Below are 12,751 nucleotides of genomic sequence, written 5' to 3' on the forward strand. Positions count from 1 at the left end.
GTTACGCTGTGATCCAAGCTTCGTTAGCTGGATTTTTACGCCACTCTTGTAATTTTTTCGTTTCAGCTTGTCCGATCATACCTTTTTCTGCTGCTACTTCAGTTAATGCACTGTAGTCGCTTAAAGAGTATGATGCTACATTAGCTGCTTCTAGTTTTGTTTTTCCTGCTTCAAGCTCATATGTGAAGATTGATACGATCCCCAATACTTCACAACCAGCTTCGCGAAGTGCTTCTACACACGTAATTGCACTACCACCAGTTGAAATTAAGTCTTCTACTACTACTACTTTTTGACCTTTTTCAGCTTTTCCTTCAATTTGGTTTCCTTTACCGTGGCCTTTTGCTTTACTACGTACGTAGCACATTGGTAAATCCATACGATCGCTTACCCATGCAGCGTGCGCAATACCAGCAGTTGCTGTTCCTGCAATAACTTCTACAGTTGGGAAGTGCTCTTTAATTAACTCTTCTAATCCAGCTGCAATCGCTTGACGTACTTTTGGATAAGATAAGGTTAAACGGTTATCACAATAAATTGGTGATTTCATACCTGAAGACCAAGTGAATGGATCATTCGGTTGTAAAAATACTGCTCCAATTTCTAATAAATGCGATGCGATTTCTTTTTTCATACTGTTACACCTTCCCACTGTTGTTTTACTGTTTTATACGCTTCAAGCGGATTTTCTGCTTTCGTAATACTGCGTCCAACTACGATGTAGCTTGAGCCAAGTTCCCTCGCACGTTTCGGTGTTGCTACGCGCACTTGGTCATTAACATCATCACTTGCAAGACGAATGCCCGGTGTTACTGTTACAAATTCATTTCCGCATACTTCACGTAATTTTGGAACTTCAAGTGTTGAACAAACAACGCCATCAAGTCCACTGTCTTTCGTTAATTTTGCATAATGAGCAACCGCTTCTTCTAACGTTTTCTCAATGCCAATCTCTTTTTTCATCATAGCTTCCGAAGTGCTTGTTAGTTGTGTAACTGCAATACAAATCGGTCTCTCTTTTCCTTCTTGCTTACCTTCCTCTAATCCCTCAATCGCAGCTTTCATCATGCTACTTCCCCCAGCAGCATGAACATTTACCATATCAACATCTAGACTAGCTAGGCTACGCATAGCGCTTTTTACTGTATTCGGAATATCATGAAGTTTTAAATCTAGGAAAATCTTATGTCCTTTTTCTTTTAAGTACGTAATAATTGCAGGGCCTTCTTTGTAAAATAACTCCATACCTACTTTGACAAATAACTCTTCCCCTTCAAAGTGGTGTAAGAATTGTTCTACTTCTTGTTTCCCTGGAAAATCTAGTGCAACGATTAACGACTGTGACATGTTTGCTTCCAGCTCCTTCCTTGACATTCCGAAATATGATCAAATCCTAATTCATCTAGTAATGCTGGTAACTCTTCAATAATTGTCGGACATACGAACGGATCGATAAAGTTCGCTGTACCTACTGCAACTGCGCTTGCGCCAGCGTAGAAGAATTCAATTACATCTTCCGCTGTTTCAATACCGCCCATTCCGATAATTGGAATGTTAACCGCTTGACTTACTTCATGTACCATACGAATTGCTACTGGCTTAATCGCAGGACCTGATAATCCGCCTGTACGGTTTGCTAAAATTGGTTTAGCTGTTTTTAAATCTAGACGCATACCAAGCAATGTATTAATCATCGTTAAACCATCTGCACCTGCATTTTCAATCGCTTTTGCAATTTCCACAATGTTTGCCACGTTAGGTGACAATTTCACGTATACAGGTACTTCAGAAACCTCTTTTACTCGCTTCGTTAAATCAGCAGCAATTTCAGGATTTGTACCAAAGGCGATACCACCTGTTTTTACGTTTGGACAAGAAATATTTAATTCTAGTGCATGGACATTAGGCGCTTTAGAAATTTCCTTCGCAACCGCTACGTAATCCTCAGCCTGTGAGCCTGCAACGTTCGCAATAATTGGAAGGTCAAATTGTTCTAACCATGGTAATTCCGAATTCATTACTTTGTCTAATCCCGGGTTTTGAAGTCCGATTGCATTTAACATGCCGCCTGGTGTTTCAGCAACACGCGGCGTTGGATTCCCATAACGTGGTTGTTCTGTCGTCGCTTTAATCATGATTGATCCTAGTACACTTAAATCGTAAAACTGTGCATATTCACGACCAAACCCAAAGCATCCAGATGCCGGTATAATCGGATTTTTTAATGATAATCCTGGTAATTCAACTTGCAATCTGTTCATAGTACAACCTCCCCGATTGGAAATACTGGTCCGTCGCTACACACCTTCTTGTAAGAATGTCCACTTGGATCTTCTTGTAAGTGGCATACACATGCGAAACAAGCTCCAATACCACAACCCATACGCTCTTCTAATGAAATATAGGCTTTTTTCTTTTTGTAACGTCCTTCTAATGCACGAAGCATCGCTAACGGGCCACATGAATAAAGAATGTCAAAGTCGATTCCGTAATTATCAATTACATCTGTGACAAATCCTTTTGTACCGTGTGTACCGTCTACTGTCGCAACGTACGTATCACCAAGTTCTGCAAATTTTTCTTCATAGAAAACAACATCTTTCGTTTGAAAACCTAAGATGTGAATCACACGTACACCCTTTGCAACGAGGCGCTGTGATAATTCATAAAGTGGTGGTACACCAATTCCCCCGCCTACTAGTAAAGCTGTTTGACCAGCTTCTGCTTCTTCTACAGGAAAACCGTGTCCTAATGGTCCTAGTACATCTACCATTTCACCTTGTTTTCTAGTTGCTAATGTTTTTGTCCCTTGTCCTTCGGCACGATATAGCATTGTAAATTCGTTCTTCTCTTGATCTACATTACAAATACTAATTGGGCGGCGCAGAAGGGGCGCAATGCCCTCTGCTACCTTAATGTGTACAAACTGCCCTGGTTCGTTCATTTGCTGTACTAACGTTCCTTGAAGCACTAATTCGTAAATGTTTTTTGCGATTTCTTTTTGGTTAACGACGATCATATTTTGCTTTTGCATCATGCATGTACCACCTCGTGACGCTTTGTTTGCGTAATTTCTTTCATTGAATGAGCTGAGAATGTCATAGATTCTAATACTCGTAAGATTGCTCTCGTTGTATCAAGTGATGTTAAGCAAGCCACACCATTTTCTACTGATTCACGGCGAATGCGGAAACCATCACGCGCTGGTTGTTTGCCTTTTGTTAATGTATTGATTACAAACTGTGCTTTTCCTTGACGGATAATATCAAGTAAGTTATAGTCTTCAGAATCAATTTTGTTTACCACTTGGACTGGAATATTTTGCTCTGCTAACGATTGTGCTGTTCCAGCTGTTGCTAATAAGTTATAACCGATTTCGTGGAAACGTTTTGCAATTTCCATTGCCTCTTCTTTATCTTTATCGGCTACTGTGATGATTACTGATCCGTGCGTTGGGATGTTAATTCCAGAAGCAACTAATCCTTTGTATAATGCTTTTTCAAGCGTTAAGTCTTTACCCATTACTTCCCCTGTTGACTTCATTTCAGGTCCTAATGTTGTATCAACTGAGCGTAGTTTCGCAAACGAGAATACCGGTGCTTTTACATATACTTCTTTCTCTTCTGGGTGATAACCAGTTCCGTATCCTTGCTCTACTAAGTCTTGACCTAAAATAACTTTCGTTGCAACATTCGCCATCGGTACGCCCGTAATTTTACTTAAGAACGGTACTGTACGACTCGCACGTGGGTTTACTTCAATTACGTACACTTGATCTTTGAATACTACAAACTGGATATTTAGTAATCCAACAATGTTTAAACCTTTTCCAAGTGCAATTGTATGTTCAATGATTTGTTCTTTTAGTTTTTCAGATAAGCTTTGTGGTGGGTATACTCCAATTGAGTCACCAGAGTGAACTCCAGCGCGTTCAATATGTTCCATAATACCTGGAATGAATACATTCTCACCGTCTGAAATTGCATCTACTTCAATTTCTTTACCAACCATGTAACGGTCAATTAATACCGGATGCTCTGCATGAACTTTAACTGCATTTTTCATGTAGTGCAGTAATTCTTCTTGACGATATACGATTTCCATCGCACGTCCACCTAGTACGTAAGACGGTCTTACTAATACTGGATAACCAATTTCTTCAGCGATTGCTACTGCTTGTTCTACAGTTGTTGCTGTTTTACCAACTGGTTGCGGGATACCAAGCTGTGTTAGAGCTGCTTCAAACTTATCACGATCTTCTGCGCGGTCTAAATCTTCAAGTGATGTTCCTAAAATTTTCACACCGTGTTCTTCTAATTTCGCCGCTAAGTTAATTGCCGTTTGTCCACCGAACTGAACGATAACACCTTCTGGCTTTTCTAAATCGATAATGTGCATTACATCTTCAATTGTTAATGGTTCAAAGTATAATTTGTCAGAAATACTGAAGTCTGTTGAAACTGTTTCTGGATTGTTATTAACAATGATTGCCTCATATCCAGCTTCTTTAATTGCCCATACAGAGTGAACTGTTGCGTAGTCAAACTCAACACCTTGACCGATACGGATTGGACCAGATCCTAGTACAACCACACTCTTACGATCTGTTCTAACCGATTCATTCTCGTCACCATATGTGCTGTAGTAGTATGGTGTTGCAGATTCAAACTCTGCCGCACAAGTATCTACCATTTTATAAACAGGAGTTATATTGCTTTCTTTACGTATATCGTAAATTTCACGCTCTGTTTTATTCCAAGCTGCTGCAACGTAGTGATCGCTGAAGCCCATTTCTTTCGCAGTTTGTAGTACTTCCATATTTCCTACATTCGCTTTTACTTCACGTTCCATATTTACGATGTTTTCAACTTTTTGTAAGAAGAAGAAGTCCATTTCACACCATTCGTTGATTTCTTCTTTCGTTACACCTTGACGAATTGCTTCTGCTACAATAAACAGTCGCTCATCATCAGCTTTTATAATGCGTTTTTTCATTGTTTCTTTATCAATTTCTTTTAAATGCTCTAACTCTAAGTGATAAACGCCAAGTTCTAAAGAACGAACCGCTTTTAATAATGATTGCTCTAAGTTACGTCCGATTGACATAACTTCACCAGTTGCCTTCATTTGTGTACCCAGTGTTCTGTTTGCTGATTCAAACTTATCAAATGGCCAGCGCGGAATTTTTGAAACAACATAGTCTAATGCTGGTTCGAAACAAGCGTATGTTTTTTGTGTTACTGGATTTATAATTTCATCTAATGTTAGACCGACTGCAATTTTTGCCGCTAGCTTCGCAATTGGATATCCAGTTGCTTTAGATGCTAGTGCAGATGAACGACTTACACGCGGGTTTACTTCGATTACATAGTATTGGAAGCTATGTGGATCAAGTGCAAGCTGAACGTTACATCCACCTTCAATTCCTAATGCACGAATAATTCGTAATGAAGTGTTTCGTAACATTTGATATTCACGGTCACTTAATGTTTGGCTCGGTGCTACTACGATAGAATCACCTGTGTGAACTCCAACTGGATCGATATTTTCCATATTACATACTACAATCGCGTTATCATTTGAATCACGCATTACTTCATATTCAATTTCCTTACAACCAGCAATGCTCTTTTCTAATAAACATTGTGTTACTGGACTATGTTTTAATCCACCTGATACGATTTCAATTAGTTCTTCTTCATTACTACAGATTCCGCCACCTGTTCCCCCCATTGTAAATGCTGGGCGAACAATAACTGGATATCCAATTTCTTTTACAAATTCATGTGCTTCTTCTAGCGTATGAATGATGGTACTAGATGGAATTGGTTCATTTAATTCCTGCATTAATGTACGGAATAAATCACGATCCTCCGCTTGCTCAATTGCTGATAATTTCGTTCCTAAAATTTCAACTCCACACTCTTCAAGTATGCCTGATTTCGCAAGTTCAACAGCCATGTTTAAACCTGTTTGACCACCTAATGTTGGTAAGATCGCATCTGGACGTTCTTTACGAATGATACGGCTTACGAATTCTAGTGTTAATGGTTCTATATATACTTTATCTGCTGTTGCAGTATCTGTCATAATTGTTGCTGGGTTAGAGTTAACAAGGATTACTTTGTAACCTTCTTCTCTAAGAGATTGACAAGCTTGTGTACCAGAGTAGTCAAACTCTGCTGCTTGCCCAATTACAATTGGTCCTGATCCGATTACTAAAATTGTGTTAATGTCTAGGCGTTTTGGCATAACTCTTCCCCTTCTTTCTTGAAGTTTTCAATCATCGCTAAGAAATCTTCGAATAAATCATTTGCATCTTCTGGTCCTGCTGAAGCTTCTGGATGATATTGTACTGTAAATGCTGGGAACTTCGTATGACGAAGACCTTCTACTGTTCCATCATTTAAAGCGACATGTGTAATTTCAAGTTCTGTATTTTTAACTGATTCTTCTTCTACTGCGTATCCATGGTTTTGAGATGTAATTGCTACTTTTCCAGTTGCAAGATGTTTTACTGGATGATTTAAACCACGGTGACCGAATTTTAACTTACTTGTATTCGCACCAGATGCTAGAGCGAACAATTGATGTCCTAGGCAAATTCCGAATAAAGGAACTTTACCGATAATGTCTTTTAACATTTCAATTGCTTCTGGTACATCTTTCGGGTCTCCAGGTCCATTACTTAACATAATTCCATCTGGGCTAAGGCGTAAAATCTCTTCTGCTGTTGTATTGTAAGGTACTACAATTACATCACAATCACGTTTATTTAATTCTCTTAAAATACCATGTTTCATCCCGAAGTCTACAAGTACAACTCGGTGTCCACGGCCTGGGCTTGGGTATGGATCTTTCGTTGATACGCGTTTCACGTGATCTGTAAATACTGTCGCTTTTAATTGGCTCACGATGTATTCTACATCTGCATCCATGTTACATAGACGTCCACGTAATGTACCGTATTGACGAATTTTTCTCGTTAATTTTCTCGTATCAACTCCTGCTAAGCCTGGGATGTTTCTTTCTTTTAAGTAATCATTTAACGAAATTTCATTACGGAAGTTTGATGGGTGATCACAAATTTCGTTTACGATTAAGCCATTTACAGATGGGTGAATCGATTCAAAATCGTCACGGTTAATGCCGTAGTTTCCGATTAATGGGTACGTGAATGTTACGATTTGACCGCAATATGATGGATCAGATAATGTTTCTTGATATCCAGTCATTCCTGTTGTAAATACAACCTCACCTGACTTTTCAATTTCGCCTCCGAAACCTTTTCCAATTAATACCGTTCCATCTTCTAAGATAAGTTGTCTTTTCATACTAATGCACTCTCCTTTTGCCATGCGATCTTACCACCAACGATTGTCATTACCGGCCATCCTTGGCATTTCCAACCTGCAAATGGTGTATTTTTTCCTTTTGATAAGAATGTTGTTGGGTCAATCTCTTCTTCTTGTTCTAAATCAATGATTGTAATATCAGCTGTTCTACCTTCTTTTAGGCGACCAGCTTCTAAGCCGAATGTATCAGCTGGCTTTTCTGTTAAGAATTGAATTAACTGTTCTAGCGTAATAACTCCCTTTTTCACAAGGTTTGTGTATAGAAGCGGGAATGCTGTTTCAAAACCAGTAATTCCGAACGGTGCTCTTTCAATTCCTTGTGCTTTCTCTTCCGCTGTATGCGGTGCATGGTCAGTTGCAATCATATCGATCGTTCCATCTAATAAACCTTCAATTAATGCTGCATGGTCTTCTTTTCCACGAAGCGGTGGGTTCATTTTAAAGTTAGGATCAACTGATGGGATATCATCTTCACATAACACTAGGTGATGTGGTGTTACTTCTGCTGTTACTTTAATTCCAGCGCGTTTCGCATCACGGATTACACGTACAGAACCTTTTGTACTTACGTGACATACGTGATAGTGACAATCTGCTGCTTCAGCAAGCAGTATATCCCTTGCAATATGTACAGATTCACATACTGATGGGATACCGTTTAATCCGTGTTTCTCAGAAAACTTCCCTTCATGTACACAACCTTTATTAATAAGCGTATTCTCTTCACAGTGCGCAACTACTGCCATATTTAATTTCGCTGCACGTTTCATAGCCGCTAACATCATGCTAGCATCTTGTACGCCTACGCCGTCATCTGTGAAAGCAAATGCTCCAAGTTCTTTTAATGTTTCGAAATCTGTCATTTCAGAACCAGCTTGACGTACTGTAATTGCTCCGTATGGTAGTACGTTAACATGCGCTTTTTCTTTAATACGTTTTTGCAGGTCTTCCATATGTTCTCTGCAATCTGGTACTGGGCGTGTATTTGGCATTGAGCAAATTGTAGTGAATCCACCTTTTGCCGCTGCTAGTGTACCTGTTTCAATTGTTTCTTTATGTTCACCACCTGGTTCACGAAGATGTACGTGTACATCTACTAATCCAGGTGCGATTAAATTTCCGTTCACTTCGATTACTTCAGCATTATCTGCCGTAATATTTTCTGCTACCTTAGCGATTTTACCGTCTTGTACGAGAAGATCTGTTGCTACGATTTTTCCTTCTTCATTCATATAACGACCATTTTTAAACAAATAATTCATGTCTCATTCCTCCTAATACATTTGGTAAGGCGCGTTTTAGTACAGCCATTCTTACGTAAACCCCATTTTCCATTTGTTTAAATATGCGTGAACGCTCACACTCAACAAGTTCACTTGCAATTTCAACATCACGGTTTACAGGAGCTGGATGCATAATAATGCTTCCTTCTTTCATACGCTTTTCTCTTTCTACTGTTAATCCGTGTTTCTCATGATATTCTTTCATAATGTCTGTTTCATAATGATCATGACGCTCATGTTGTACACGGAGTAACATCATTACATCCACTTCTGGAACAAGTTCATCTAATGGTTTGTATGTTCCAAATGTGTTGTCTTCATCTTTCCACTCTTCTGGACTGGCAAAGTAAATTGTTGCACCCAACTTCGTTAATGCTTCTGCATTAGAACGTGCTACTCGGCTATGACGAACATCTCCTACTATTGCAATCTTCAAACCTTCAAATCTTCCAAACTCTTGTTTAATTGTAAGAAGGTCGAGTAGGCACTGCGTTGGGTGGTTTCCACATCCATCTCCAGCGTTTAAGATCGGGATATTCACCTGATCTTTTAGTTCATCGAAGTAGCGATCTTGCTCATGGCGGATGACCACTGCTTTTGTTCCGATTGATTCTAGTGTTCTTATCGTATCGTATAAAGTTTCTCCTTTTTGTACGCTAGATGCATCAGCTGAAAAGTTTAAAACATCTAGTCCTAATCTCTTCTCAGCAACTTCAAAGCTAAATCTCGTTCTCGTACTATTCTCAAAGAACAAGTTTGCAACAAAAGTTTGCTCTGTCGTTTTGCTCTCTTTTCCATTCGCAAAATCTTCTGCATCTTTTAGGATTTCTGAAATTTCTACTTCCGATAATTCACTCATCGTTAACAAATGGCTCATCGTCATCCCTCATCTTTCTGATTTTTATGTTACCACTTTTGTATTTTTATAACAACGTTTGTATAAAAATACCCTAATCATGTAAGACTAGGGTGCAAGGAAGAAGCCACCCTTTTCTGTCTCACAGGACTGAATTAAAAGGTTATTATTATGAAGCAATCTGCTTAGGTTGTTTTATTTGTTTCGTTTCCGGTAGTAGTAGATTTAACAGTACACCTACAATTGCTGCTAGTGCCATTCCTTCTACTTGGAACGATTCTCCTACGTGAAGTACCGCTCCACCAATACCGATTACTAGTATTACTGATGCAATCATTAAGTTTCGTTTGTCACTTAAATCTGTTTTATCATCTACCATCATGCGTAATCCGCTTGATGCAATTACACCGAATAGTAAGATTGATACCCCACCCATAACTGGTGTTGGGATCGAATGAATCAGCGCAGAAATCTTACCGATAAATCCGAACATGATTGCGAATACTGCTGAACCGATGAATAAGTATACACTGTATGCTCTCGTAATTGCTAGCACACCGATGTTTTCACCATACGTTGTATTCGGTGGTCCACCTATTAGTGATGCAATCAATGTTGCTATTCCATCACCGAAGATTGAGCGATGTAAACCTGGTTTTTCAATTAAATCTCTTTTAATAACATTTCCAAGTACAATTTGATGTCCGATATGCTCTGAAATTGTTACTAGTGCAACTGGTACCATCAAGAGTACTATCTTCCATGAAAACTCCGGAGTATATGTTACAAATGGTACTGTGAAGTCTGGTACAACAAACCATTTCGCCTCAGCTACTGGTTTTAAATCGACTAATCCTTGGAAGTATGCGAAGATGTACCCCCCGATAATACCGAGTAAAACTGGTATTATACTGAAGAACCCTCTTCCGAATATCGAGCATATAATTGTAATTGCTAATGTTACTAATGCTACTGAAAAGTGTATAAAGCTATATTTGCCATCCGCACCGTTCATCGCCATGTTAACTGCTGTATGTGCTAACGCTAAACCGATTACCATTACTACCGGCCCAACTACGATTGGCGGAAGTAATTTCATAATCCACTCTGATCCTGATTTCTTAATTCCGAGTGAGATTAAGATGTACACAAGCCCTGCTAGCAAACCACCAAGCATTGCTGCTCCCGGTCCACCTGCCGTTTTCGCTGTTATAATCGGTGCGATAAAGGCGAATGATGATCCTAGATAGGCAGGTACTTGACCTTTCGTTATAAGAAGAAACGCTAACGTTCCTAATCCACTTGATATTAATGCTACTGATGGATTCAATCCTGTTAAAAACGGAACAAGCACTGTTGATCCAAACATCGCGAACAAATGTTGTATACTCAAAAATAACCATTTTCCCGGTTTCGGTACTTCATTAACGTCTAACACTGGCTTTTGTTCCATTGTTACATCCTCCTTCAGTTTAAATCTTTGCAATAAAAAAACTCTTTGTGCCTGTGCACAAAGAGTCCTACACTTTCGTATGCCAAATTTGACATATGAAAGCCAAGACCCTTTGGCAGCCTCACAGGACTACATTTAAAAGGGCTTTACTTATCGTATATGCTTACTCGATCTTGTTGATCTGTCTCTTGCAAATCAACTTCGATACGCTCTTCACTTGATGTTGGAATGTTCTTTCCTACATAATCAGCGCGAATTGGTAGTTCACGATGACCTCTATCAACAAGAACCGCCAGTTGGATTTGAGATGGTCTACCTAAATCCATAAGAGCATCCATTGCTGCTCGAACTGTTCTTCCTGTATATAACACGTCATCCACAAGGATAACTTTTTTCTTCGTAATATCTACAGGGATATCAGAACCTTTTACAAGTGGTTCTTTATTTTTGGATTGCAGTGTTAAATCATCACGATATAACGTAATGTCTAACTCTCCAACTTCCATTTCTTTTCCTTCAATTTGACCAATTCGTTCTGCCAAACGTTGTGCAATAAAAATTCCACGAGTTTTAATTCCGACAAGAACACAATTATCGACACCTTTATTTCGTTCCACGATTTCATGACTAATTCGTGTTAAAGCGCGGCGAATCATTTGGTCATCTAAAACGACAGCTTTCTCTTGCATGCTCTACACCTCCAAGCTTTTTTTCTTGCGTGAGAGTAATGGTATAAAAAAAGTCCTCTCAGCGTGTGCGAGAGGACTTTTGAAAAAAGGGTACAGCATACCCTAAGTATTTCAAACCGTTACCTTCTCAACCTCACGGGGCTGTGTTAAAGGATCATTATTTAACTGTTGTCAGTATCTCAGTTTTCTTATGATTTGTCAATACTATTTCCGTAAAATATTTAATGCTTCTTCAAATACTTCTGGAATCGGTGCCTCAAACTGAATATATTCACCAGTACGAGGATGATCAAAGCCTAAAATACCTGCATGAAGTGCTTGTCCATTCATATCTAACGTTTTCTTCGGACCATACTTCGGATCTCCCGCAAGTGGATAGCCAATATATTTCATATGAACACGAATTTGGTGCGTACGTCCCGTTTCTAAGCGACATTCTACAAGTGTAAAGTCTTTAAAGCGTTCTAACACTTGGAAGTGAGTAACAGCGTTTTTACCATTTTCATCAACTGTCATACTTTGACGCTCTTTCTTATCACGACCAATTGGTGCATCGATAGTCCCCTTATCATGCGGAATAACACCGTGCACAATTGCTTTGTAACGTCTTGTTACTGTTTTTGCTACAAGTTGATTTACAAGTGATTCATGCGCCATATCATTCTTAGCAACCATTAATAATCCAGATGTATCTTTATCAATACGATGCACGATACCTGGACGCATTACACCGTTGATACCTGATAAATCTGTACAATGGTGCATAAGGCCGTTTACAAGCGTACCACTTGTATGCCCTGGCGCTGGATGTACAACCATACCACGTGGTTTATTTACAACAAGCACATCTGCATCTTCATAATAAATTTCTAAATTCATATCTTCTGGTTGAATATCTAACGCTTCCGGCTCAGGAATCGTTACTGTAATTTCATCTTCTTCTTTTACTTTATAATTCACTTTTACTGCTTTCCCGTTTACTGTCACAACATCATCTTTAATCCATTGCTGTACTTGTGAACGTGACCATTCGTTATTTATTCCTGCAACGAATTTATCAATTCGCTCATTTTTTTGCTCTTCTACAACTGTTACTTGTACTACTTCACTCATTC

At 39.1% G+C, this 12,751-nt stretch carries 11 protein-coding genes; all 11 read right to left on the minus strand.

The window, feature by feature from the left end:
• Position 1 precedes the first annotated feature (1 nt).
• Entirely contained in the window at positions 2 to 634 is a 633-nt protein-coding gene (gene pyrE / locus MHI26_RS20040) for an orotate phosphoribosyltransferase (protein WP_000711453.1), read from the minus strand.
• Complete coding sequence (gene pyrF / locus MHI26_RS20045; protein WP_000083509.1) at positions 631 to 1,347, minus strand: orotidine-5'-phosphate decarboxylase; 717 nt, start codon at positions 1,345 to 1,347, stop codon at positions 631 to 633. The genes pyrE and pyrF overlap by 4 nt, the downstream gene beginning before the upstream one ends.
• Positions 1,332 to 2,261, minus strand: coding sequence for a dihydroorotate oxidase B catalytic subunit (gene pyrD, locus MHI26_RS20050; protein ID WP_001081049.1), 930 nt, complete (start codon positions 2,259 to 2,261; stop codon positions 1,332 to 1,334). The genes pyrF and pyrD overlap by 16 nt, the downstream gene beginning before the upstream one ends.
• Positions 2,258 to 3,037 carry a dihydroorotate oxidase B electron transfer subunit gene (pyrK, locus tag MHI26_RS20055; RefSeq protein WP_000983360.1) on the minus strand — a complete coding sequence of 260 codons (780 nt, stop codon included), beginning with the start codon at positions 3,035 to 3,037 and terminating at the stop codon, positions 2,258 to 2,260. Before pyrK ends, pyrD begins: the two co-directional genes overlap by 4 nt.
• Positions 3,034 to 6,252, minus strand: a complete 3,219-nt coding sequence (gene carB / locus MHI26_RS20060; protein ID WP_061666364.1) for a carbamoyl-phosphate synthase large subunit — start codon at positions 6,250 to 6,252, stop codon at positions 3,034 to 3,036. Before carB ends, pyrK begins: the two co-directional genes overlap by 4 nt.
• Positions 6,237 to 7,334 (minus strand): carbamoyl phosphate synthase small subunit, encoded by a 1,098-nt coding sequence (locus tag MHI26_RS20065; protein ID WP_000828674.1) that lies wholly within the window; start codon positions 7,332 to 7,334, stop codon positions 6,237 to 6,239. Before MHI26_RS20065 ends, carB begins: the two co-directional genes overlap by 16 nt.
• Entirely contained in the window at positions 7,331 to 8,617 is a 1,287-nt protein-coding gene (gene pyrC / locus MHI26_RS20070) for a dihydroorotase (RefSeq protein WP_001108388.1), read from the minus strand. The genes MHI26_RS20065 and pyrC overlap by 4 nt, the downstream gene beginning before the upstream one ends.
• A complete protein-coding gene (gene pyrB, locus MHI26_RS20075; protein ID WP_061666363.1) occupies positions 8,601 to 9,515 on the minus strand; it encodes an aspartate carbamoyltransferase in 915 nt (304 codons plus the stop codon). Before pyrB ends, pyrC begins: the two co-directional genes overlap by 17 nt.
• A gap of 148 nt (positions 9,516 to 9,663) precedes the next feature.
• Positions 9,664 to 10,947 (minus strand): uracil permease, encoded by a 1,284-nt coding sequence (gene uraA, locus MHI26_RS20080; protein WP_000435924.1) that lies wholly within the window; start codon positions 10,945 to 10,947, stop codon positions 9,664 to 9,666.
• 146 nt (positions 10,948 to 11,093) lie between these two features.
• Positions 11,094 to 11,636 (minus strand): bifunctional pyrimidine operon transcriptional regulator/uracil phosphoribosyltransferase, encoded by a 543-nt coding sequence (gene pyrR, locus MHI26_RS20085; RefSeq protein WP_001156491.1) that lies wholly within the window; start codon positions 11,634 to 11,636, stop codon positions 11,094 to 11,096.
• Between the two features lie 204 nt (positions 11,637 to 11,840).
• On the minus strand, positions 11,841 to 12,749 hold the full coding sequence (locus MHI26_RS20090; protein ID WP_061666362.1) for an RluA family pseudouridine synthase: 909 nt from the start codon (positions 12,747 to 12,749) through the stop codon (positions 11,841 to 11,843).
• Between the last annotated feature and the right edge of the window lie 2 nt (positions 12,750 to 12,751).

It is taken from the genome of Bacillus sp. FSL K6-1218 (assembly GCF_038006445.1).
In the GTDB taxonomy this organism is placed as follows: Bacteria; Bacillota; Bacilli; order Bacillales; family Bacillaceae_G; genus Bacillus_A; species Bacillus_A thuringiensis_S.

Coding starts and splice junctions, on each gene's coding strand:
- uraA (WP_000435924.1), bottom strand. CDS start 10,947: ATGGAACAAAAGCCAGTGTTAGACGTTAATGAAGTACCGAAACCGGGA.
- pyrE (WP_000711453.1), bottom strand. CDS start 634: ATGAAAAAAGAAATCGCATCGCATTTATTAGAAATTGGAGCAGTATTT.
- pyrK (WP_000983360.1), bottom strand. CDS start 3,037: ATGATGCAAAAGCAAAATATGATCGTCGTTAACCAAAAAGAAATCGCA.
- pyrF (WP_000083509.1), bottom strand. CDS start 1,347: ATGTCACAGTCGTTAATCGTTGCACTAGATTTTCCAGGGAAACAAGAA.
- MHI26_RS20065 (WP_000828674.1), bottom strand. CDS start 7,334: ATGAAAAGACAACTTATCTTAGAAGATGGAACGGTATTAATTGGAAAA.
- pyrR (WP_001156491.1), bottom strand. CDS start 11,636: ATGCAAGAGAAAGCTGTCGTTTTAGATGACCAAATGATTCGCCGCGCT.
- carB (WP_061666364.1), bottom strand. CDS start 6,252: ATGCCAAAACGCCTAGACATTAACACAATTTTAGTAATCGGATCAGGA.
- pyrB (WP_061666363.1), bottom strand. CDS start 9,515: ATGAGCCATTTGTTAACGATGAGTGAATTATCGGAAGTAGAAATTTCA.
- pyrD (WP_001081049.1), bottom strand. CDS start 2,261: ATGAACAGATTGCAAGTTGAATTACCAGGATTATCATTAAAAAATCCG.
- pyrC (WP_001108388.1), bottom strand. CDS start 8,617: ATGAATTATTTGTTTAAAAATGGTCGTTATATGAATGAAGAAGGAAAA.
- MHI26_RS20090 (WP_061666362.1), bottom strand. CDS start 12,749: ATGAGTGAAGTAGTACAAGTAACAGTTGTAGAAGAGCAAAAAAATGAG.